This window comes from Natrinema amylolyticum (assembly GCF_020515625.1).
In the GTDB taxonomy this organism is placed as follows: domain Archaea; phylum Halobacteriota; class Halobacteria; order Halobacteriales; family Natrialbaceae; genus Natrinema; species Natrinema amylolyticum.
This window is the reverse complement of record NZ_JAIWPJ010000002.1, coordinates 68884-89599: the sequence shown is the minus strand read 5'-3', so window position 1 is coordinate 89599 and position 20716 is coordinate 68884. Positions and strand designations below refer to the sequence as shown.

Here is a 20716-nt window from a genome sequence, read left to right as displayed (position 1 = left end):
ATTCTCGAGGATACTATTCGAATCGTTTACTGGTATCCGCTCGAAACGGGCGCTCGTGCGACTACGAACGATGCTCAGCCTCGGAGCGCGCGCGATCGGGGCGAGCGTGATCGGTCTCGGGACGCTCGTCGGACTCGGACTGGCGCTCGCGGCGACCGTCGGCGTCATCGTCGCCGTCTTTGCGATCATGGCGATCGATCAAGTGACCGAGCCCGGACTCGGAACGATCACCGTCGCGTTCGCGGTTGGGACGATCCTCTCGTTCGTCGTGTGGATGGCCGGCGTTCGCAAAGCGATCCGCACCAGTCGACGGCAACTCCTCCGGAACACGGACCCGATCGATCTGGCAGAGAACGGGCGCGTCGGCGCGGCGACCCGCAGAATCGCGGCCACGTTCGGGCTGCCGATGCCGAAACTGCGACACCACCCCGCGACGACGCCGATCGCGTGTACGCTGTCGTACGGCGGCGAGCCGATCGTCGTCGTTTCCGACGGCCTCCTCGAGACCCTCTCCGACGCGGAACTCGAGGCCGTCATCGCGCACGAACTCGCCCACCTCTCGAACGGCGACCAGCGGTTGATGACGTGGATGCTCGTCCCGCTGGTCGCGTCAGAGGAGTTCTACGAGATGTTTCGCGAGGAAGACGAGTTCGACCCGCGCGACCTCCCCTGGCTCGCCGTCGGCCGGCTTCTGGTCGGCAGTTCGGCCCTCGGCGTCGGGCTGTTCTCCCGCGGGCGGGAGTTCGCCGCCGACCGGGCGGCCGTCGCCGCGACCGGCGACCCCGGCGCGCTCGCGTCGGCGCTCGAGCGCCTCGACGGGGCGACACCGGAGCGACCGCCCGCGGACCTCCGGAAGCACGCCCGCTCCGTCGACGCGATGTCGGTGCTCCCGGCGCTGGACCCGGAGCGCGACGGCGGTGGCGGCCTCTTCGCGACCCACCCCGCCACGGAGCGCCGCCTCGAGCGGTTGCGGCGGCTGGCGTCGGAGTAGGGCGTCAGTAGCCCGAGAGGTCGATTCCCAGCACGAAGTCCGGCTCGTCCGAGATACCGGCCCCCGCGTAGGGCGCGTCGCTGACGTGGCGGGGGGTTTCGGGAATCAGGACGCGCGTCTCGTCGGCACCGCAGTCGGCCGCGTCGCGAGCGATCGCGGCGAACAGCGACCGGGCGGCGTCGGCATCCGCCCACGCGCCGACGCCGTATTCGGCCCACGTCTCGGTCGTCGTCTGGTCGGCGCTCGAGTCGTCCGGGTCGTCGTCCTCGACCTCGCGGTCGTACGTCCGCGATCGGTAGGCCGTTCCCGCGAGTCCGTCGTCGTTCTCGACCGCGAAGACGGCCGTCTCGTAGGCGAGGCGTTCGACGTCGTCGCGCGTGAGTTCCCGGACGGCCCACGACTCTTCGGGTGCGAGCCCGAGTCCGGCGAGGTGACTGCGAGCGTCGCTGTGCGTCCAGTAGCGCCACGCGGCCGCGGGATCGCTCGAGACCGCGTGGGGACCCTCGGCGTCCGGATCGGGGTCGGGATGCGCGAATCGGAACTCGGTGAGCGGCTCGAAGCCGCTCGCCCGCGCCGCACCGAGCGAGGCCGCGTTCCACGAGAAGACCATCACGCGGCCGACGGTCGCTCCCTGCTCGCGAGCCCACTCGAAGGTCGCCTCGTTCAGCCGGTGGCTCACGCCCTGCCGGCGGTAGTCGGCCGCGACGCGCATCCCCTGAAACCAGGCCTCGTCGGGCGAGAGCAGGACGCCCTGGACGATCCCCGCGGCCTCGCCGTCGATCTCGGCGAGGAAAGTCTTCGTGCCCTGCCCCGGCTCGTCCTCGAGCCAGTCGTGGTAGATCCGCGGGATGTAGTCGCCACCGCGCTCGGGCCAGATGTCGCCGGTGAAGTCGGCGACGGCCTCGTAATCGTCGTGGGTGGCGCGGCGGATCTCGATGGTGGGATCGGCGTCTGAATCGGATGACATCGTCGGTCGAACAGTGACACCTCACGCCGTCGTCCGGGAAAGAACTTCGCAGGATCGAGCGGAACCGAGAATTCAGGTATCGATATGGTGTACCGCGTCGGGAGAGAGGAGGCGACCGGTCGGCAGTTTCACCCACCCGTTCGCGAGTATCCGAAGGTCCCCCTCGTGGAGGATCGTTTCTTGCTCTAAATCGGCGTACACGACGGCATCTCGGTATTCCTGCACGAATTCGTCGGTGAGCTCTTCCCAAACCGATTCGGTCGAAATAACCATATCGTCATATTCGTCGGCCGAGCAAAAGTTGTTACGAGCCAACCAGTTCACCGATCTCACAGCGGAACCGAATACTCGGGACGCACCCGCCGGTACCGGAGCGAATCCGATCTATTCCCAGGGAACCGACCGCTCCTGAATCTCACCGGCCAGCGAGGTCCCCATCGCCTCCTCGACGTCTTCGCTGTTTTCGAGCGCCCACATCAGCTTGACCTTGGCCGTTCCCGGCAGCGTGTCGCCGGCCTCGACGACGCCCGCCTCGAGCAGGTCCCGACCCGTATCGTAGACCCGGTCGCAGACCCGGCCCTCGAGACATTGACTCGTCATGACGACCGTCGTCCCGTCCTCGATCAGCTCCCCGATTCGCGGGATGAGGTCGGTGTGAACGTGTCCGAGGCCCGTCCCCTCGATGATCAGGCCTGCAGAGCCCTCGACGACGTCGAGGAATTCGGGGTCCATTCCGGGCGTGAATTTGAGGAGTTCCACGTCGCTCTCGAGGTCCGGGGAGAGCTCGAGTTCGGTTTCGTCTCGCTGGCGGTAGTCACGCCGGAAGCTGACCTCCTCGGTCTCGTAGTCGACCTCGCCCAGCGGCTCCGCGCCGACGGTCTCGAAAGCGTCCCGTCGCGAGGTATGATTCTTCCGCACGCGGGTGCCCCGATGGAGGGCACAGCGGTCGTCCGACTCGGTTGCGTGCATGCAGACCAGCACCTCGGCGCAGTCGCTCTTGGCGGCCTCGACGGCCGAGACCGCGTTCATGACATTGTCCGAGGACGGCCGATCGGCCGAGCGCTGGGAGCCGGTGAAGACGATCGGAACCGGCGTCTCGAGCATAAAGGAGAGCACCGAGGCGGAGTACTGCATCGTGTCGGTGCCGTGCATGACGACGACGCCGTCGGCACCGGCCGCGATCTCCTCGCGGACCGCGTCGGCGAGGTCCCGCCAGATCGGCGGCTCCATGTTCTCCGACAGGATGTTCGCGACGACGCGACCGCGGTAGTTCGCGCGACCCGCGAGATCCGGCACCGCACGCAGGACGTCCTCGGCGTCGAACTGCGCCGTCACCGCGCCGGTGCGGTAGTCGACCGTCGAGGCGATCGTCCCGCCGGTCGAGATCAGCGAAATCGTCGGCAGGTCGTCGTCGAACTCGATCTCCGAGCCCGCCTCGTCGGCCCCCGTCGAGTCGGTGCCGTCGATCTCGTAGACGTCCTCCGCGAGGACCTCCACGTCGGCTCGCTCCCGGTCGACGCCGACGTTGTACCCGCCCTCGAGTTTCACCACGAGCTGCTCGTCCGTGCTCGAGGGGAGCAACACGCCTTCGTACGTGCGGTCCGCGCGGTCCACGCGGACGCGGTCGCCTGGGTTCATGGGTGGCCGTTGCGCGGCGTCGGACTTGAAGGCACGCTTTCCATCTAGCGTAGGTGGATCGCATCGGGAGTCATCAGTGTACAGTCGAGAACGCCCTGAAAGCCCCCGTCATTCCCGCCCGACGGTGGGTCGTCCGGGCGGCTGTCACATAGTACTGGAAACCGGAGAAACGCTCGAGAACCGAATCTATCCCGCAGTCACGAACCCGTTTTCTCGACGTGATACCAGGTACCGTCCCAGGAGAGCCCGTACTCGAGCAGCGATTTGAGCATCAGGACGCCGAAGGCGGGGTAGAGCAGCGGCGCGAGGACGACGCTCCAGCTAAGGCCGTCGATCCGGCCGTCGCTGGTATCGCGCCACGCGACGAGGCCGATCGTCGCGACGAGAATCGCCGCGAGGATCAGGAACGCCGATTCGATACCCAGAACGAGCAACAGGAGGAGCTTCGAGGTGAGCGCGAGCGTGAACAGGCAGCCGAGCAGGCTCGAGCACATCCGGCCGATCGAGACGAGCCCGCGGCGATCGACGTCTCCGTTCAACAGCTCGAGGAGGGTCGCGTGGAGGACCTCGATCTGGCCGACGCGCCAGCGCTTGCGCTGTCCCCAGAGGTCGTACAGGGTGTGGGGCGCTTCCATCGTGTTCGTACACTGGCGGGCCTGTCTCACGTCGAGGCCCTCGCGATAGCAGCCGTGCGCGAAGTCGAGGTCTTCGGTGAGCATGTCATCGTAGCCGCCGACGCGCTCGAACGCATCGCGAGTCAGCACCGTCGACGAGCTCCGGCAGTTCGCGAAACCGGAGAGTTCGACCAGCTTGTAGCTCGCGTGGAAGACGACCCGCTCGCAGTAGGCGACCGTCTCGATGACGCCGGTCGGTCGCGGAATCCGGCGACCCTGAAAGACGTCCGCGCCGTCGAGCAACGCGCCCATCGCCCGCGGCAGGAACTCGGGCGTGATCGACTCGTCGGCGTCGAAGACCGCGACGTATTCGGCGTCGGTCTCGCGCACCGCGTAGTTGATCGCGCCCGCTTTCGATCCCGGATTCCCGTTGACCAGACACTCGACTCGGTCGTGGGCGTTCGCGAGTTCGCGGGCCCGCTCGAGCGTCGCCGCGTCGTTCGGTTCGGCGACGACGACGATCTCGAGGTTTTCGTACGCGCTCTCACAGAGGCTCTCGACGCTTTCGGCCATCACGTCGTGATCGCGGTAGACCGGGACGACGGCGGTCAGCCGCGGGCCGTCGGTCACCGATTCGATGGCGTCCCGGGACGACCACACCTCGCGGACCAGCAACAGGCCGGTGATCGCCACGAAGCCGGTGAACACGGCCATCGACGACAGCGCGTCGAGGAACACGACCTGGACGGACACGACGAGCAAGTCGAGCGAGTACTGTTGGATCTCTCGTCCCTGCGTGAACCCGAACGCCAACAGGGTGAGTACACCGACGACGGTGGCCCCGTGTTCGACGGCTCGAGGGACTGTCGAAATCATTGTCGGGGGTTCAAGTTGGCGTGTTATCAATATTACCATGAGACGACCGGCGTCCGCCGTCGACGATGGGTGACTTGCGTTCCGGAACCGTTCCGTTCGAAGTAACCGCTCTCGGCCGAGAACCGGGCGAGACGAACCGAGACGAGCGAACGGTCTCGAGAAACGTCGCCAAACGCAACAAATAAACGGACGACCGATTACATACGTGATATGCAAATCGAGCCGCAAGCGTTCGACCGGGTCCTCTCCTCGATGTGTACGGAACCCCACCCGGCGGCGCGCGACGCGGCCGAGCGGTTTCTCGCGACGAATCCGGGTGACCCCGGCACCTACCCGAACGTCGCGGCGCTCGAGGACGACGCGATCGATCTGTTGGGCGACATCGCGGGCTTGAACGATCCGGCGGGCTACATCACGAGCGGCGGCACCGAGGCCAACATTCAGGCCGTCCGGATCGCCCGCGAACGGACTGACGGCCGGACATCCAACGTCGTCATGCCCGAGTCCGGCCACTTCAGTTTCCAGAAGGCGGCCGATCTGCTCGGCGTCGAACTGCGAATCGTCCCGACCGACGACCGGCATCGGGCCGATCTCGAGGCCGTCCGCGCCTCGGTCGACGACGACACCGCGCTGGTGGTCGGCGTCGCCGGGACGACCGAATACGGCCGCGTCGATCCGATTCCCGACCTCGCCGAGATCGCACACTCGGCCGGTGCGATGTGCCACGTCGACGCCGCCTGGGGCGGCTTCGTGCTCCCCTTTACCGACTACGAGTGGCACTTCGATCACGCCGCGGTCGACACGATGGCGATCGACCCCCACAAGATGGGCCAGGCCGCGGTTCCCGCGGGCGGCCTGCTCGTCCGCTCGGCCGACCTGCTCGACGAACTCGCCGTCGACACGCCCTACCTCGAGTCCACGTCCCAGGCGACGCTGACCGGAACTCGTTCGGGCGCCGGCGTCGCGAGCGCCGTCGCCGCGATGGAAGAGCTCTGGCCCGGCGGCTACCGCCGTCAGTACGTCCGCTCGCAGAACAACGCCGAGTGGCTGGCCGACGCCTTAGAGAAACGCGGCTACGACGTCGCCGAACCCACGTTGCCGCTGGTGGCGGCCGACGTCCCGCGATCGACGTTCGACGCCCTGCGAGCCGAGGGCTGGCGGATCTCGCGGACCGCGACCGGCGAACTACGGATCGTCTGTATGCCCCACGTCACCCGCGAGATGCTGGCCTCCTTCATCGGGGATCTCGATCGGCTCGAGGTGCGCGCGAGCGTGCCGGTCGCGAGCGACGACTGAATCGACATCCGATCCACCGCCCGTCTGATTACTGTTCGCCGTCGACGGCGCGGACGAACGGGACGAGGTCTCCCGTTCGAACGGGAGCGACGGTACTCGTCTCGGTATCGTAGTCGATGACGTCGGCGTCGTCCAGTTTCGGCAGGTGGACGTGATGCAGCAGGGCGGCGATCTCGTGCGTTCTGTCCGGCGACACACTACCGGATTCCGGCTCCGGTTTCACTGCCCCAACGGCGGCGGCGAGGTCGCGGAGCGGTATCGACGCCTCCCGTTCGGCGAGGATTTCGACGACGTCGCGACGGTGTCGATTGCGGAGGAGATCGAAGGTCGTATCGAGCGCCTGTTCGTCCGTTGTGAGTAGATGCGTTCCGTGTTCCATTACTTTCACCGAGCGAGTCACAGCGCCCAGTCCCCGGACTCTCCGGCGAGGGGACGGGCGCGGTTGCTGCTCTACGGGCTGTCGTATTCTGCGGACACAGTTAACCCGTCCGACAGTTCGGGAGGAACACTGCGTCCGGTGTTCCTCACGGAATAACACGCCAAAGAGACTACTCGCTGCGGTCCATCTATCCGATATGGGAGAGGAACAGGAAGCGATAGCGGCACTGGAGGAACTCGGGTTGACCGAGTACGAAGCCCGGTGTTTCGTCGCGCTCACGCAGCTCCCGCACGGGACGGCCAAGGACGTCGGACAGGTAGCCGACATTCCGCGATCGCGGGTGTACGAGACGATGGATCGGCTTCGGGAACGGGGACTGGTCGAAGTCCACGACGCGGAACCGCGGATGTATCAGAGCGTGTCGATCGATACGGCGATTCAGATCCTCCGCCGGGAGTACGACTCGTACTTCGACACCGCCGAGCGGACGCTCCACCAGTTAGAGCCGACGTACAAGGAGGCCCAACAGGGCGTGTGGGCGATCAATACGCACGAGCAGGTCACCGGACGAATTGTCGACCTCGTTACTGATGCGAGCGACGAGGTCGTGTTCCTCGTGTTGGACGAAGACCTGTTAGACGAGAACGCCCTCGACGCGCTGATCGCGGCCAGTGACCGCGGAGTCGACGTTCACATCGGGACGGTCGCCGACTCGGTCCGCGAGCGTATCGAGGGCGCGGAGATGGACGCGACCGTCTTCACTACCGACCTGATCGAGTGGTTCACTGCCATGTCCGACTCGCCGCGGCTCGGGCGGTTTCTCATGGTCGATCGAGAGCCGGTACTGGTGAGCGCCCTTCACGAGGAAGAACTGCCGGGTGTGCCGAACGAAACGGCGGCGTGGAGCGACGGCGTCGACCACGGCTTCGCGACCTTCGCAGAGCGGGTCTTCACGTACGAATTAAAGGAGAACGTCGGCGAGGAGTACGACGGGTGAAAGCGACGGGCGGTCCCGTCAGTCCCGTTCACACTGATCGGTTCCGTCGAGACGGTTTCGGCCGCCGTTCGGCGTCGCGACGAATCTCCGATCGTTCACCCGCTCTCTCACAGGTCGCACATTTATTCCGCCGCGGAATCAACGGCAGCCGTGGAATACGAGATTGGTGCGGACGAGCCCGCGAGCATCGCGGTCGTCCTCGCCGTAAGTTCGGCAGCGGATTGCGATCCCGCCGCTCTGTGCCCGTTATACGAGGCGATCGATCCGGACGCGTTGAACCGACTGTTCGGTTCCCGACCCGGCACACCCGGTAGAACCGGTCTCGAGGTGACGTTCGATTTCAGCGGCTACCGTGTTACCGTCGTCGACGGCGAGTCCGTGATGCTCCGACCGATACAGTCACCGGAGCAGTAGGGCGAGCCGCGACTACAGCGATCATTCGCGATCTCCCGACCGGTCGTCGCTCGAGGCGGATCGAAGCGCGACGAGCAAGCGACGGGAGACCGCCGATCGGTCGATCGAAACCGGCGGGTTTTACGCCCGGCAGCGCAACGTGACGACCATGAGCCACGAGGACTTTCCGACGGACGAGCCCGCCGTCGTGACCTGCGGGTTGCCCTACGCCAACGGCGACCTGCATATCGGTCATCTGCGGGGGTATATCGGCGCGGACGCGTTCAATCGCGCACTGCAGACCCTGGGCCAGGAGACGGCCTACGTCTGCGGGTCCGACATGCACGGCACGCCGGTCGCTGTCAACGCCGAACAGCAGGGCGTCGATCCCGAGGACTTCGCCCTCGAGTGGCACGACCAGTACGAGGAGACGTTCCCGAAGTTCAACGTCGACTTCGACAACTACGGCCACACCCACGACGAGACGAACACTGAGCTGACCCAGGATATCGTCCGGAAACTGGACGACGAGGGCTATATCTACGAGAAGGAGATCCAGGTCGCCTACGATCCCGAGGCCGACCAGTACCTCCCCGACCGCTACGTCGAGGGGACCTGTCCCTACTGCGGCGAGAAGGCCCGCGGCGACGAGTGCGACGAGGGCTGTCAGCGCCACTTAGAGCCCGGTGAGGTCGAGGACCCGACGAGCACGATCACGGGCAACCCCGCCGAGTACCGCGAGCGGACCCACAAGTTCTTCGAGGTCTCGGAGTTCTCCGACTTCCTCACCGAGTTCTTGGACGGCCTCGAGGGCACCTCGAACGCGCGCAACCAGCCCCGGCAGTGGATCGAAGACGGCCTGCAGGACTGGTGTATCACGCGGGACATGGACTGGGGGATCGATTATCCCAACGGTGAGACCGACGACAGCGGCGACGACCTCGTCCTCTACGTTTGGGTCGACGCGCCGATCGAATACATCTCGAGTACCAAGCAGTACTCCGAGCGCGTCGGCACCGACGAGTACGACTGGGAGCAGGTCTGGAAGGGCGACGGCGAGATTATGCACATAATCGGCCGGGACATCATCCAGCACCACACGATCTTCTGGCCCGCCATGCTCGAGGGGGCGGAGTACAACAAGCCCCGCGGGATCGCCGCGACCGGCTTCATCACGATCAACGGCAAGGGGCTCTCGACGAGTCGCAACCGCGCGATCTGGGCCAAGGAGTACCTGGACGAAGGGTTCCACCCCGATCTGCTGCGCTACTACCTGACGACGACTGGCGGCCTCCAGCAGGATGTCGACTTCTCCTGGGACGCCTTCCAGGAGACGGTCAACGGCGAACTCGTCGGCACGGTGGGGAACTTCTGGTACCGCTCGCTGCTCTTCGCCTACCGCAACTACGAGGGGACGCCGGACGCCGACGTCTCCGAGGAAGTCCGAGAGCGCATCGAGGGCGCCATCGGCGACGTGCGCGAGAACGTCAACGACTACTCCATGCGCGGCGTGGGCCAGGCCGCGACCCGACTCGCGCAGTTCGGCAACGAGTACATCCAGCGCAACGAGCCCTGGAAGCTCACCGACGAGGACCCCGAGGCGGCCGCACAGGTCATCCGCGACTGCGTCCAGATCGCCAAGGCCGTCGCTGTCCTCCTCGAGCCGATCACGCCCGACAAGGCCCAGGAGCTGTGGGCACAGATCGGCGAGGACGGCGATGTTGCGGACGCCCACCTCGAGGACGCGCTCGAGGCCCCGCCCCGGAACTTCGACGAACCCGGCGAACTCTTCGAGAAGATCGAGGACGACCGCGTCGCGGACCTCACCGAAAAGCTCGAGGAGCGCGTCGCGGCCGCGGCGGACGACGATGACGAGACGGCAGCGGCGGACGCGGACGAAACCGAAAGCGACGACTCCGACACCGGCGAATCCGAGGGTATGGCAGACACGGACGACCTCGAGCCGCTGGCGGACGAGCGCATCGGTTTCGACGACTTCCAGGAACTCGATATCCGCGTCGGCCGGATCGAATCGGCCGAGGGGATCGAGGGCGCGGACGACCTCGCGCGCCTCGAGGTCGACATCGGCTTCGAGACGCGGCAGGTAGTCGCCGGGATCAAGCAACTGCACGACCTCGACGAACTGCCGGGCGAGAAGTGCGTCCTGCTCGCGAACATGGAGAAAGCGGAGTTGTTCGGCGTCGAGTCCAATGGGATGATCCTCGCGGCCGGTGAGGAGGCGGACCTGCTGACGACCCACGGCGACGCCGCCGTCGGCGAGAAGATCCGGTAACGCCGACCGACTGGAGCGCTGACTCGAAACAGACGACTATTTTTCGCACATCGCGAGACGTCTCTCGGGTACCGGTTGCGGTACCAACCAACTATATGTCGATTGTTACCGAAGACCGACCGTGCGGACCGCGTTCGTTTCCGCCCTCACTGATCGGCCGATCTTACGACGAGCGCTGGCACCGATCGGAAGCTTCGTCGGGGTCGTGGTCGCCGGCGTCCTCGGGTTCTCGATCCTCGGCGGGGTCGAACTCGTGGAAGCGACGTTCTGGCTGGTCGATCTGACGAGCATCGAACTCCACTTCGCCGAACACGACGGACCGGAACGGGCAACGAAAGCGTACGCGGTTCTGGTGCGGGTCGGACTCGTCCTGTCGGGACTGTGGATCGGTGAAACGGTCCTCTCTGCGGCGTTCGGGGGCCAGATACGAACGGAAGTAACCAGAGCAACGATGAAACGACGACTCACCGAGACCGAAAATCACGTTATCGTCTGCGGCTACGGGATGTTCGGACGCACGATCGCGAACCGCCTCGAGGACGACGGGCGAACTGTCGTCGTCGTCGAGAACGACGAGGACACCGCCCAGCGAGTGCGAGAGGACGGGCACCTGCTCGTCGAAGGCGACGCCAGACGGGAGGACGTATTGCGAGACGCCGGCGTCGACCGCGCGTCGAAACTCGTTGCGGGCATCGACGACTCCAACGTCAACATCCAGATCGCGATCGTCAGTGGGACCGTCGACTCCGCGCCCGAAATCATCGTTCGCGTCGGCGAGGAGATATACGAGTCGGTCGCGAGGGAGATCGGTGCCGACGAGGTCGTCATCCCCGAAGTCGTCAGCGGTGAGCAGGTCATCGGGCTACTCGAGTCGCCGACGAACTGATTCGATCCCGCGTTACGCGCCTGTCAGATCTCGTCGACGACGTTCGAGAAGTCGTCCGTGTCGACGATCTCCATCGTCTTTCCCTCGAGACCGTGTCGGTGGAGCGTCAGCGCCGACTTGAACGCCCCCTCGTTGTCGTCGGTCTCGAACACGATGAGGAAGTCGTGCTCGCCGAGGGCGGCGTAGGAGTCGTGGAGTTCAGCGCCGTGTTCCTCGAACTCCGTCCGGATTTCGCCCCAGATCGTCGCGAGTTCCTGAGCGTTCTGGACGTCGCGATCGGTGAGGTCGACGAGCGTCGCGTAGGTCGGCATGTCGGTGTAGAGTGGCGGTCTGCGGAAAACGGTTGACGTGGCAAACGACGGGACCGATACCGAGTGGACGAGACGGGTACTCGAGCGCGAGTAAGTGACCATCTTTTAGGCAATGCTGGCGCTATCTGCCGACATGAGAAACGCGAAAATCGTCTGTACGCTGGGGCCGGCCTCGAACGACCGGGAGACGATCCGGGAACTCGCCGCGGCCGGGATGTCCGTCGCGCGGCTGAACGCGAGCCACGGCAGCCACGAGGACCGCGCGGACGTCATCGACCGCGTCCGCGAAGTCGACGAGGAGCGAACGGAGCCCGTCGCCGTCATGCTCGACATGCAGGGCCCGGAGATCCGGACCGCGCCGCTGCCCGAGGGCGAGACGGTGTCCCTCGAGACCGGCTCCGAGATCCGGTTCGTCGAGGGCGAAGAGGCGACTCCGGAGACGGTCGGCCTCTCGCTGTCGATCGACGCCGTCGAGCCGGGGGATCGCATCCTGCTCGCCGACGGGTTGATCGAGACGACCGTTCTCGAGCACGACGGCGATGCGGTTCGAGCGCGAGTCGACACCGGCGGCGAACTGGGCGGTCGCAAGGGGGTCAACGTCCCCGGCGTCGAGCTCGAACTCGACATCGTCACCGAAAAGGATCGGAGGGACCTCGAGTTGGCCGCCGAGAAGGAGGTCGACTTCGTCGCGGCGAGTTTCGTTCGGGACGCCGAGGACGTCTACGAGGTCGGCGAGGTCTTAGAGGAGGAGGGAGCGGACATCCCGATCATCGCGAAGATCGAACGCGCCGGCGCGGTCGAGAACTTGGACGAGATCATCGACGCCGCCTACGGCGTGATGGTCGCGCGCGGTGACCTCGGCGTCGAGTGTCCGATGGAGGACGTCCCGATGATTCAGAAGCGAATCATCCGGAAGTGTCGCGAGGCCGGCCGGCCGGTCATCACGGCGACGGAGATGCTCGATTCGATGGTCCACGCCCGCCGGCCCACGCGTGCGGAGGCCTCCGACGTGGCGAACGCCGTCCTCGACGGCACCGACGGGGTCATGCTGTCGGCCGAGACGGCGGTCGGGGACCACCCCGTCGAGGTCGTCGACGCCATGGACAGAATCGTCCGAGAGGTCGAAGGCTCCGACGAATACGCCGAGTTGCTCGAGCAGCGGGTCCCGGCGTCGGGCGAGGCGCGGACGGACGCGCTGGCGCGCTCGGCGCGGTTCCTGGCGCGGGACATCGGTGCGGACGCGGTCGTCGCCGCGACGGAGTCCGGCTACACCGCGTTGAAGACGGCGAAGTACCGGCCGGGCGTCCCGGTCGTCGCCTCGACACCGAGTCAGACCGTGCGCCGCCAGCTCGCGCTGACCTGGGGCGTGACGCCGCTGTACGCGCCCGTCTCTGATCAGGGTGCCGACGCCGTCGTCGAGAAGGCCGTGCAGGCGGCACTGGACGCCGGCGTCGCCCAGAGCGGGGATACCGTCGTCGTCCTCTGTGGCATGATGACCGATCTCGAGGGGGCGAACACCACGAACATGCTGAAGGTCCACGTCGCCGCGGACGCGCTGACGACCGGTCAGGTCGTCGTCGAGGGGCGGGCGACCGGCCCCGTCGTCCGCGTCTCGGACGGCGACCTCTCGGACGTTCCCGACGGCGCGATCCTCGCGCTCCCCGCCGATTTCGACGAGGAGTTCACCGGCGATACGAGTCGGATCGCCGGCATCGTCAACGCCGAGCGAGGGATGACCGGCTATCCGGCCCTCGTCGCGCGCGAACTCGGGATTCCGATGATCAGCGACGCGGACGTCGCGGACCTCGCTGACGGCGACGTCGTCACCCTCGACGCCGAGCGCGGTGTCGTCTACGGCGGCGAGATCAGCGATCGAACCGAGCGGCTCTGAGTCGTCCTCGAGACGATCCGCGACGGGACCACGGGTTTTTGACGACGGATCCATTACGATCGAGTATGGCAGACGATCCCCTCGGGAACGACGACACCACTGACGACCGACGGAGCGATCCCTCGGGGACGGAGCCGGATGCCGGAACGAGAGACGGACCGAACGGCGTCGAGTCGAGCGACGAGTGGGGCGCGGCCGATCGACCGACGATCGACGGCGACACGGACGGCGATCGCGACGACGACCGGGACCGAATCCCGCTCGATCTCTCCGACTCGAGCGACGACGCGTCAGCGAGCGATGATGACGAGGCGGACGACTACGCGCCCGAAGCCAGTTCGACGCCGATCGAGCCCGGCGATCCGACCCTCGAGAACGCGCTGTTCGTCGTTCTGGGTGTGATCGCCATGGTGCTCGTCCTCGTACGACTGCTCACGGTCACCGTCTGACGAACCGCGACCGGACGACTCGAGTACTGTACCCACGTCGAACGGCCGACCGGAGGAACCCCATGCGCATTCGAAGTTATATATACAACGCGGAGACCGCGGCGGAGCACGTCGATCCCGTCCTCGAGCGACTGTCGGATCGCGACGAGTCGATCGACTATTTGGATATCGCCGCGGCGGACGACCGTGACGACGCGATCCGAGAGGCGATGTTGACGGTCCGCGAGTCGGTCCGAATCGGGACGAACCCCGACGAGATCTACGACGAGGACGGAAACCCGGACTTTTCGGCCGGCGTCCTCGTTACGCAGGAGCCGACCGGTCGTCGGTCCCTCGCCGTCGGCGAGGCGGCGCTCGAGGCGCTGGAAGACGAGGAAGGGGCGGAAGGCGAGGGAGACGCGGCCGAGCGGTGAGCGACGGAGGTGGTGCCGCCGGCGGACGACCGACGAGAGCACTGCCGGCGATTGCGACGGCGGCCCCGATCCGTCGCGTTTTTGCGTCGCCGGCCCCGAGAACGGTCTAAGCGAATGGCCCGGTATCACATCGAAACCTACGGCTGCACGTCGAATCGCGGGGAGAGCCGCGAGATCGAGCGACGGCTCCGCGACGCGGGCCATTACCGAGTCGACACCGCCGACGAGGCCGACGTCGCCATCCTCAACACCTGTACCGTCGTCGAGAAGACCGAGCGCAACATGCTCCGACGGGCCGAGGAACTGGCCGACGAGACGGCCGATCTCTTCATCACGGGCTGTATGGCGCTAGCCCAGGGCGAAGAGTTCGCGCAGGCCGACGTCGACGGGCAGGTGCTCCACTGGGACGAGGTACCCGAAGCCGTCACCAACGGCGAGTGTCCGACGACGACCCCCGACGCGGAACCCATCCTCGACGGCGTCGTCGGCATCCTCCCGATCGCGCGGGGCTGTATGTCCGACTGCTCGTACTGCATCACCAAGCAGGCGACCGGCAAGATCGACTCTCCGTCGATCGAGGAAAACGTCGAGAAAGCGCGCGCGCTGATCCACGCCGGCGCGAAGGAGATCCGCATCACCGGCCAGGACACCGGCGTCTACGGCTGGGACGAGGGCGAGCGCAAGCTCCACCGGCTGCTCGAGGAGATCTGCGAGATCGAGGGCGATTTCCGGGTCCGCGTCGGGATGGCCAACCCCAAGGGCGTCCACGGCATCAGCGAGGAACTCGCGGCCGTCTTCGCCGAAAACGAGGAGCTGTACGACTTCCTGCACGCGCCAGTCCAGTCGGGCAGCGACGACGTCCTCGGCGATATGCGCCGCCAGCATCAAGTCGAGGAGTACGTCGAGGTCGTCGAGACGTTCGACGACCACCTCGACTACTGGACGCTGTCGACGGACTTCATCGTCGGCTTCCCCACCGAAACGGAGCACGACCACGAACAGTCGATGGCGCTACTGCGCGAGACCCGGCCCGAGAAGATCAATGTCACCCGCTTCTCGAAGCGACCCGGCACGGACGCCGCCGAGATGAAGGGCCTGGGCGGGACGATCAAGAAGGAGCGGTCCAAGGAGATGAGCAAGGTCAAGCGCGAGATCGTCCGCGAGGCCTACGCCGACATGGTCGGCGAGACTCGAGAGGACTGTCTCGTCGTCGAGGAGGGGACCGCCGACTCCGTGAAGTGTCGCGACTCGGCCTACCGACAGATCATCGTCCAGAACGCGAGCGACCACGGCATCGCGCCCGGCGACTTCGTCGACCTCGAGGTGACGGCCAACGAGACGATGTACGCCTTCGGCGAGCCGGTCTGACGGATCACCGTCGTCGCCGTCCCTGCGTTGTGTTCATGTTCTGCGTCCGACTCCGCGTGCTCGAGACTCTCAGAGGTTCTCGATCAGTCAGAGGTTCTCGACCGCAGCTTCGATCTCCTCGCGGGGGAGCGGCGAGATCCAGTCGTCCGCGACGAAGGCGTACCGGACCTCGCGGTCGGAGTCGAGGACGAACGCGGAGCGCCACGGCGTGGAGACGTTCGCCATGTGTGACCGCTCGGCGAGCAGGTCGAGCGATTCGCTGACCTCGCCGTTGACGTCCGCGAAGAACCGGAATTCCGGCCGATCCAGCCAGCGGAGGAACTCGTTTTGCGCGTAGGGGCCGTCGCGGCTCACGCCGAGTACCGGCACGTCCTCGAACTCGTCCCAGCCGGCGCGAACGAAGTGTTTCCACCAGTTCTGTGCGATGGCGCTGAACGCGAAGCCGGTACAGACCACGACGCCGCCGCGAGCCCCGAGGGCCTCGGAGAGGGGCGTCGAGCGGAACGTCTCGCCGTCACAGAGGAGCGCCTCGAAGTCGGTCACGGTCTCGCCCTCGGTCGGTGGCATACGCGTGGACTCTCGCGCGCATAGAAAAAACTCCGTCTCGCGGTTGAACGGAGCAACGGCGAGCCGCCGGCGTCGGCGTACCCTTATCAGTGATACCGCACAATACCTACCCATGCTCACGCTCTACCGACTGGAGGGCTGTCCGTACTGTGAACACGTCGTAGATCGGCTCGAGAAACTGGATATCGACTACGAGAGCGTCTGGGTCGAGGGGCTCCACTCGAAGCGCGACGAGGTCAAGCGCGTCTCGGGCCAGCGACAGGTGCCCGTCGTCGTCGACGAGTCGTCCGGCGTGACGATGGCCGAGTCCGAGCGGATCCTCGACTACCTCGAGACGACCTACGCTTAACGTCGTCGGGCCGGGGTCGGTGTCACTCTTCCTCGAGACCGTGCGGGTCGAGTCCCGGATCCTCGACCGCGGGCGCGCCGATCGCGAGCACGACTCCCTCCTCGTCGCCGACGTTGCGGTGGCCGTGCCCGACCTCCGGTTTGGCGATCCAGAACGTTCCCGGACCGGCCTCGACGTACTCCTCCTCGCCCGAGCGGCCGAGTTTCAGCGAGAACTCACCCTCGAGGACGTAGTAGAGCTCCTCCTGTTCCGAATGCGCGTGATACTGGATCTCCTCGCCGGGTTCGAAGTACCAGAGCTTGACGTTCACCGCGTCGGTCTCGAAGAACTCGTCGAGCGCGCGGATGCGCAGATCCGGCGGGATCTCGTCGACGTCGGAGAGGTCGGTCATCGGTACGTCGTCGGTCTGAACCACTTCGTAGTCCATGACACACTATATCACGACAACAGTCACCAAAAGTGTCCCGTCGACCGTCCCGGTTCGCCGGTTTCGGCGGCCGCCGCCGGGATCGGTCCGCTCACCGTCACTCGAGCGATCACCCGCCGTTCCCGTCGCCGATTCCGTCGTCTCCCGACCGCGACGGCGGACCCCGGCCGATACCGATCGCCTCCTCGAGGGTCTGCGGCGTCGCCGCGCCGAGGTCGATCCCCTCGCGCTCGAGTCGGTCGACGATCTCGTGGGCGTACTCCGAGCGGATGCGGCCGTAGGTGCCGCGATCGGGGTCGGCGATCCAGAACAGCGCGACAACCTCGACCGCATCGCCGAGCGCGGCGATCCGGGCGGTCGGCTCCGGAGCGGCGAGGATCTCGGGATGATCGACCGCCGCGTCGGTGAGAACGCGCGCGACGGCGTCGAGGTCGTCGTCGTAGCTGACCGCGACCGGAACCCGCAGCCGGAGCCGATCGTTGAGGACAGCGTTGGTGACCGCACTCGCGGTCAGCTCCGAGTTCGGTACTGTGACGATCTCGTTGTCGAACGTCCGGACTCGCGTCGAGCGGAAGCTGATGTCCTCGATGACGCCCTCCTGATCGTCCCACCGGATCCAGTCGCCGATGTTGAACGACGGATCGGTGACGATGAACGCGCCGCTGACGAAGTTGCCGACCACGTTCTGTGCGGCGAAACCGAGCGCGACCGTCAGCGCCGCGACGAGGATCGCCGCCCGGTCGAGGACGAAACTCAGACCAGCAATCGACAGTCCGACCACGACGGCGGCCGTGATCACGCCGATGGCCACCACGCGCTCGAGCCCCTGTTGGAGCGTCGGCTCGGTATCTCGGTAGTCCAGCGCGGCGCGGACGAGCGGCCGGACGGCGAACCGACCGATCGCGTACACCAGCGCGAACGTGAGCAGGAAGGTCGCGACGTTGTCGAGCAGGGAGAGATACGCCGCGATCAGTTCCTCGAGACGGGTCAGTTCGGACACGCGTCCGGCGTTCGACGGGAACTCGCACAAGGATTGGGCCGGCAGTCGCGCCCGCGGCGCGGATCGGCCGCCGGGGTCCCGTCGTCGCGCAGATCCGCGCCGTTACTCGAAGACGACGGCGCTGTCCTCGTCGGGGACCGTCGCCCCCTCCTGTTCGGCGAACGCGTCGTGGACGTGGTCGTAGGTCGCCTCGAGTGCCTCGACGATCACCGTAGTATCACTGAGGACCGGCATGAAATTGGTGTCGCCCTCCCACCGCGGGACGACATGCGTGTGGAGGTGGTCGTCGATCGAGCCGCCGGCCCCGTCACCGAGGTTCAAGCCGGCGTTGAAACCGTCCGGCTCGAGGGCGTCCTCGAGGGCGTCAAACGTTCGCTGTTTCAAGCAGGCATGATCGAGCAGGACATCCTCCGCGAGAGCCGCGTATTCGCCGGTATGAGTGTGAGGAATAACCATCACGTGTCCCGGGTTGTACGGATAGTTGTTCAACATGACGAACGCGTGCTCGCTTCGCGCGACGAGCAGGTTCTCCCGATCGTCGCCCAGATCGGGGAGTTCACAGAAGACGCACTCCTCGATGTCGGGGTTTCCTTCGTCGCGTCTGATCCACTCGATCCGCCACGGTGCGAACACCTGCTCCATGTTCGATACCACTCGAGGTGCCCCTAAAGCGTTTCAGTCCGCCGACTCGGGCCGAGATCTAACGGTAATAATTCCGTAAATCCATGGGAAAGTGACTCATAATTTCGCTATAAAGCCACGAAAACCGGATCTAAACGGTATCGAACGCTCTCAGACGATCTCGAGAAGAGGGTAACGCCCTCTTGCGATTTTGACGACTCACGGACCAAAATGAAGCGTGGGTTTAAGATAGGGCTACTGCAAGTAAGCCGGTAATGGCAACGACTGACGACTCTGTCAACGGGATGACCGAGCACTGCGAGGAATGCGATTTGGAAACTCTCCACGAGGTGTCCGTCCAGATCAGGACCGAGAGCCTCAAGCAGGAAAACGCGCAGTTCTCACGCGAGCCGTACCGCGTGAGCGAGTGTCAGCGGTGTGGCAACCGCTCGAGTCAGCGGATGAACAACGCGTAAGCCCTCGGTCGCTGAATCGGGACGACGGACCGCCCTCGTTGCCCGGTCTCCCGCGGCCGACGCTCGACTCGCGAGTCGGGCTCTCGGCCGACCGATCTATTACCGATTCGAATCACCAATTTCGGTGACTTACCGTTCGGTCGTTACTTCGCAGCCGTCCTCGGTGATGATGATCGTGTGCTCTTTCTGACTGACGAGATAGCCGTCGTCTTCCTTGAGCACCGGATAGCCGTGGACGATGTCGTTGCGTTTGAGGCGGCGCAGCGCCATCTCCGGGCGATCGGTCTCGAGCCACCGCGTCGCGAACGGCAGCGTCCGGAACTCCTCGGTGATCTGCTCGAGGGCCTCTCGGGCCTGCCGGTTTCGGACCGAGCCCTCGCGCTCGAGTGAGAAGATTTCCTCGCTGGCCCCCTCGGAGACCTTGCCGCCGCCGTCGGTCGCGAACGGCTCGATCGCGACGACGTCGCCGACCTCGAGGGTCGTTCCCTGCGAGACGGCGCGGTTCGGGATGTTCGGCGTCGTGTGTTGCTCCCAGTGACCCAGCCCGTGGCCGGTAAGGTTGACGACGGGGTTGTAGCCGTAGCCGTCGATGACGTCCTCGATCTCGGCACCGATCTCGCCGGTGCCGATCCCGGGCTCGATGATATCGATCGCGGCCTCGAGGGCCTGTTCGGAGGCTTCGGCCAGCTCGGGGTTGCCGGAGAGGTCGACGGTGATCGCGGTGTCGGCCAGCCAGCCGTCGACGTGGACGCCGATGTCCAGGTTGATCATCTCCTCGCCGAAGGTCGTCTCGTCGTCGATCGACGGCGTCGCGTGGGCCGCCTCCTCGTCGACGGAGATGTTGACGGGGAACGCGGGCTGGCCGCCGAGTTCCCGGATGCGGTCCTCCGCCCACTCGGCGACCTCGAGGTGGCTCGCACCGACCTCGACGCGCTCGGCGGTCTCTTCGCGTACCTGCGCGAGGATCTCCCCCGCTTCGCGGTGTTTCTCGTACTGCTCGGACTCGAGGTCCACCTCGGATTCGGCCATGTCTCGGGGTTGGACAGGTCGACAAAAAGAGGTTCCGTCTCTCCGACGGCCGACGCGGCCGGTCCCTGCCCTTCGGTCAGCGATTCGTCTCTTGCCCGTTGACCCAGTTACACGACGGACAGGCGACGATTCCCTGTACGTTCGACAGCGTCACGTCACAGCGCGGACACCGGCTCGAAGCGTACTGCGGCGCTCGCAACATAGTTCGTCTCACGGATACGTCAATAATAAATGTTCCTCACGACGATCGTCGAACTCTCGGCGGCGAACGACGGCGGGACGGTCGAACGGCGACCGAACGCCTCCCCGAACCGACCGTTCGGGAGAGAAACGACGCGTAACGACACCGAGATCCGTGAAACGGTCGCCACGGGTTATTACCCGTCGCGCGTGTAGCAACGACCGGCGTGAGAGACGCCATCGATCCGAGTCGACGTCGCTGACACGCTGATCTCGACTCGAGTGCCGTGACGCCGCTGCGAGAA

24 protein-coding genes are annotated in these 20716 nt (G+C 65.8%); 12 read left to right on the top strand and 12 right to left on the bottom strand.

Annotated elements, in window-relative coordinates:
* The first annotated feature begins 55 nt into the window (after positions 1-55).
* On the top strand, positions 56-991 hold the full coding sequence (locus LDH66_RS10640; RefSeq protein ID WP_226481059.1) for a M48 family metallopeptidase: 936 nt from the start codon (positions 56-58) through the stop codon (positions 989-991).
* Positions 992-995: 4 nt separating this feature from the next.
* Here LDH66_RS10640 and LDH66_RS10635 read toward each other — a convergent pair whose 3' ends face one another.
* The 4 genes from LDH66_RS10635 to LDH66_RS10620 form a co-directional block, all read right to left on the bottom strand.
* Positions 996-1958 (bottom strand): GNAT family N-acetyltransferase, encoded by a 963-nt coding sequence (locus tag LDH66_RS10635; protein WP_226481058.1) that lies wholly within the window; start codon positions 1956-1958, stop codon positions 996-998.
* A gap of 72 nt (positions 1959-2030) precedes the next feature.
* Complete coding sequence (locus LDH66_RS10630) at positions 2031-2231, bottom strand: hypothetical protein (protein ID WP_226481057.1); 201 nt, start codon at positions 2229-2231, stop codon at positions 2031-2033.
* A 111-nt stretch (positions 2232-2342) separates the two neighbouring features.
* Positions 2343-3596 carry a Glu-tRNA(Gln) amidotransferase subunit GatD gene (gatD, locus tag LDH66_RS10625; RefSeq protein ID WP_226481056.1) on the bottom strand — a complete coding sequence of 418 codons (1254 nt, stop codon included), beginning with the start codon at positions 3594-3596 and terminating at the stop codon, positions 2343-2345.
* 197 nt (positions 3597-3793) lie between these two features.
* Positions 3794-5086, bottom strand: a complete 1293-nt coding sequence (locus tag LDH66_RS10620) for a glycosyltransferase family 2 protein (protein WP_226481055.1) — start codon at positions 5084-5086, stop codon at positions 3794-3796.
* Between the two features lie 201 nt (positions 5087-5287).
* Between LDH66_RS10620 and mfnA the strand changes: the two genes are divergently transcribed.
* Positions 5288-6382: a tyrosine decarboxylase MfnA gene (gene mfnA / locus LDH66_RS10615; RefSeq protein ID WP_226482002.1), complete on the top strand. Its 1095-nt coding sequence runs from the start codon at positions 5288-5290 to the stop codon at positions 6380-6382.
* A 28-nt stretch (positions 6383-6410) separates the two neighbouring features.
* On the opposite strand, the gene LDH66_RS10610 is transcribed toward mfnA, so the two are convergent.
* Entirely contained in the window at positions 6411-6761 is a 351-nt protein-coding gene (locus LDH66_RS10610; RefSeq protein ID WP_226481054.1) for a DUF7344 domain-containing protein, read from the bottom strand.
* A 196-nt stretch (positions 6762-6957) separates the two neighbouring features.
* Here LDH66_RS10610 and LDH66_RS10605 point away from each other — a divergent pair, with 196 nt between their 5' ends.
* From LDH66_RS10605 to LDH66_RS10590, 4 genes are all read left to right on the top strand, one after another.
* Positions 6958-7758 carry a TrmB family transcriptional regulator gene (locus tag LDH66_RS10605; protein ID WP_226481053.1) on the top strand — a complete coding sequence of 267 codons (801 nt, stop codon included), beginning with the start codon at positions 6958-6960 and terminating at the stop codon, positions 7756-7758.
* Positions 7759-7908: 150 nt separating this feature from the next.
* Complete coding sequence (ddfA, locus tag LDH66_RS10600; protein WP_226481052.1) at positions 7909-8172, top strand: DdfA family disk-determining factor; 264 nt, start codon at positions 7909-7911, stop codon at positions 8170-8172.
* A gap of 148 nt (positions 8173-8320) precedes the next feature.
* Complete coding sequence (gene metG, locus LDH66_RS10595) at positions 8321-10444, top strand: methionine--tRNA ligase (protein WP_226481051.1); 2124 nt, start codon at positions 8321-8323, stop codon at positions 10442-10444.
* A gap of 121 nt (positions 10445-10565) precedes the next feature.
* Positions 10566-11330 carry a potassium channel family protein gene (locus tag LDH66_RS10590; protein ID WP_226481050.1) on the top strand — a complete coding sequence of 255 codons (765 nt, stop codon included), beginning with the start codon at positions 10566-10568 and terminating at the stop codon, positions 11328-11330.
* Between the two features lie 23 nt (positions 11331-11353).
* Here the strand turns inward: LDH66_RS10590 and LDH66_RS10585 are convergent, their stop codons facing one another.
* Positions 11354-11641: a GYD domain-containing protein gene (locus LDH66_RS10585; RefSeq protein WP_226481049.1), complete on the bottom strand. Its 288-nt coding sequence runs from the start codon at positions 11639-11641 to the stop codon at positions 11354-11356.
* A 133-nt stretch (positions 11642-11774) separates the two neighbouring features.
* Between LDH66_RS10585 and pyk the strand changes: the two genes are divergently transcribed.
* From pyk to LDH66_RS10565, 4 genes are all read left to right on the top strand, one after another.
* On the top strand, positions 11775-13532 hold the full coding sequence (gene pyk, locus LDH66_RS10580) for a pyruvate kinase (protein WP_226481048.1): 1758 nt from the start codon (positions 11775-11777) through the stop codon (positions 13530-13532).
* 65 nt (positions 13533-13597) lie between these two features.
* Entirely contained in the window at positions 13598-13981 is a 384-nt protein-coding gene (locus tag LDH66_RS10575) for a DUF7312 domain-containing protein (protein WP_226481047.1), read from the top strand.
* 62 nt (positions 13982-14043) lie between these two features.
* A complete protein-coding gene (locus LDH66_RS10570) occupies positions 14044-14394 on the top strand; it encodes a hypothetical protein (protein WP_226481046.1) in 351 nt (116 codons plus the stop codon).
* A 114-nt stretch (positions 14395-14508) separates the two neighbouring features.
* Positions 14509-15762: a tRNA (N(6)-L-threonylcarbamoyladenosine(37)-C(2))-methylthiotransferase gene (locus LDH66_RS10565; protein ID WP_226481045.1), complete on the top strand. Its 1254-nt coding sequence runs from the start codon at positions 14509-14511 to the stop codon at positions 15760-15762.
* 87 nt (positions 15763-15849) lie between these two features.
* Here the strand turns inward: LDH66_RS10565 and LDH66_RS10560 are convergent, their stop codons facing one another.
* The gene (locus tag LDH66_RS10560) at positions 15850-16329 is read right to left on the bottom strand and encodes a redoxin domain-containing protein (RefSeq protein WP_226481044.1); all 480 of its coding nucleotides are present in this window, start codon (positions 16327-16329) and stop codon (positions 15850-15852) included.
* Positions 16330-16441: 112 nt separating this feature from the next.
* Here LDH66_RS10560 and LDH66_RS10555 point away from each other — a divergent pair, with 112 nt between their 5' ends.
* Positions 16442-16678 (top strand): glutathione S-transferase N-terminal domain-containing protein, encoded by a 237-nt coding sequence (locus LDH66_RS10555; RefSeq protein ID WP_226481043.1) that lies wholly within the window; start codon positions 16442-16444, stop codon positions 16676-16678.
* 22 nt (positions 16679-16700) lie between these two features.
* Here LDH66_RS10555 and LDH66_RS10550 read toward each other — a convergent pair whose 3' ends face one another.
* The 3 genes from LDH66_RS10550 to LDH66_RS10540 all read right to left on the bottom strand — a co-directional run bounded on the left by LDH66_RS10550 (position 16701) and on the right by LDH66_RS10540 (position 18747).
* Positions 16701-17105, bottom strand: coding sequence for a cupin domain-containing protein (locus tag LDH66_RS10550; RefSeq protein ID WP_226481042.1), 405 nt, complete (start codon positions 17103-17105; stop codon positions 16701-16703).
* Positions 17106-17214: 109 nt separating this feature from the next.
* On the bottom strand, positions 17215-18105 hold the full coding sequence (locus LDH66_RS10545) for a mechanosensitive ion channel family protein (RefSeq protein WP_226481041.1): 891 nt from the start codon (positions 18103-18105) through the stop codon (positions 17215-17217).
* Positions 18106-18207: 102 nt separating this feature from the next.
* The gene (locus tag LDH66_RS10540) at positions 18208-18747 is read right to left on the bottom strand and encodes an HIT family protein (protein ID WP_226481040.1); all 540 of its coding nucleotides are present in this window, start codon (positions 18745-18747) and stop codon (positions 18208-18210) included.
* 254 nt (positions 18748-19001) lie between these two features.
* Here LDH66_RS10540 and LDH66_RS10535 point away from each other — a divergent pair, with 254 nt between their 5' ends.
* On the top strand, positions 19002-19202 hold the full coding sequence (locus LDH66_RS10535; RefSeq protein ID WP_097380753.1) for a DUF7835 family putative zinc beta-ribbon protein: 201 nt from the start codon (positions 19002-19004) through the stop codon (positions 19200-19202).
* A 129-nt stretch (positions 19203-19331) separates the two neighbouring features.
* Here LDH66_RS10535 and map read toward each other — a convergent pair whose 3' ends face one another.
* Positions 19332-20231 carry a type II methionyl aminopeptidase gene (gene map, locus LDH66_RS10530; RefSeq protein ID WP_226481039.1) on the bottom strand — a complete coding sequence of 300 codons (900 nt, stop codon included), beginning with the start codon at positions 20229-20231 and terminating at the stop codon, positions 19332-19334.
* Between the two features lie 76 nt (positions 20232-20307).
* Positions 20308-20433, bottom strand: a complete 126-nt coding sequence (locus tag LDH66_RS22935; protein ID WP_264182351.1) for a hypothetical protein — start codon at positions 20431-20433, stop codon at positions 20308-20310.
* Positions 20434-20716: the final 283 nt, after the last annotated feature.

Coding starts and splice junctions, on each gene's coding strand:
- LDH66_RS10635 (WP_226481058.1), bottom strand. CDS start 1,958: ATGTCATCCGATTCAGACGCCGATCCCACCATCGAGATCCGCCGCGCC.
- LDH66_RS10630 (WP_226481057.1), bottom strand. CDS start 2,231: ATGGTTATTTCGACCGAATCGGTTTGGGAAGAGCTCACCGACGAATTC.
- gatD (WP_226481056.1), bottom strand. CDS start 3,596: ATGAACCCAGGCGACCGCGTCCGCGTGGACCGCGCGGACCGCACGTAC.
- LDH66_RS10620 (WP_226481055.1), bottom strand. CDS start 5,086: ATGATTTCGACAGTCCCTCGAGCCGTCGAACACGGGGCCACCGTCGTC.
- LDH66_RS10610 (WP_226481054.1), bottom strand. CDS start 6,761: ATGGAACACGGAACGCATCTACTCACAACGGACGAACAGGCGCTCGAT.
- LDH66_RS10605 (WP_226481053.1), top strand. CDS start 6,958: ATGGGAGAGGAACAGGAAGCGATAGCGGCACTGGAGGAACTCGGGTTG.
- metG (WP_226481051.1), top strand. CDS start 8,321: ATGAGCCACGAGGACTTTCCGACGGACGAGCCCGCCGTCGTGACCTGC.
- LDH66_RS10585 (WP_226481049.1), bottom strand. CDS start 11,641: ATGCCGACCTACGCGACGCTCGTCGACCTCACCGATCGCGACGTCCAG.
- pyk (WP_226481048.1), top strand. CDS start 11,775: ATGAGAAACGCGAAAATCGTCTGTACGCTGGGGCCGGCCTCGAACGAC.
- LDH66_RS10575 (WP_226481047.1), top strand. CDS start 13,598: ATGGCAGACGATCCCCTCGGGAACGACGACACCACTGACGACCGACGG.
- LDH66_RS10570 (WP_226481046.1), top strand. CDS start 14,044: ATGCGCATTCGAAGTTATATATACAACGCGGAGACCGCGGCGGAGCAC.
- LDH66_RS10565 (WP_226481045.1), top strand. CDS start 14,509: ATGGCCCGGTATCACATCGAAACCTACGGCTGCACGTCGAATCGCGGG.
- LDH66_RS10560 (WP_226481044.1), bottom strand. CDS start 16,329: ATGCCACCGACCGAGGGCGAGACCGTGACCGACTTCGAGGCGCTCCTC.
- LDH66_RS10555 (WP_226481043.1), top strand. CDS start 16,442: ATGCTCACGCTCTACCGACTGGAGGGCTGTCCGTACTGTGAACACGTC.
- LDH66_RS10550 (WP_226481042.1), bottom strand. CDS start 17,105: ATGGACTACGAAGTGGTTCAGACCGACGACGTACCGATGACCGACCTC.
- LDH66_RS10540 (WP_226481040.1), bottom strand. CDS start 18,747: ATGGAGCAGGTGTTCGCACCGTGGCGGATCGAGTGGATCAGACGCGAC.
- LDH66_RS10535 (WP_097380753.1), top strand. CDS start 19,002: ATGGCAACGACTGACGACTCTGTCAACGGGATGACCGAGCACTGCGAG.
- map (WP_226481039.1), bottom strand. CDS start 20,231: ATGGCCGAATCCGAGGTGGACCTCGAGTCCGAGCAGTACGAGAAACAC.
- LDH66_RS22935 (WP_264182351.1), bottom strand. CDS start 20,433: ATGTTGCGAGCGCCGCAGTACGCTTCGAGCCGGTGTCCGCGCTGTGAC.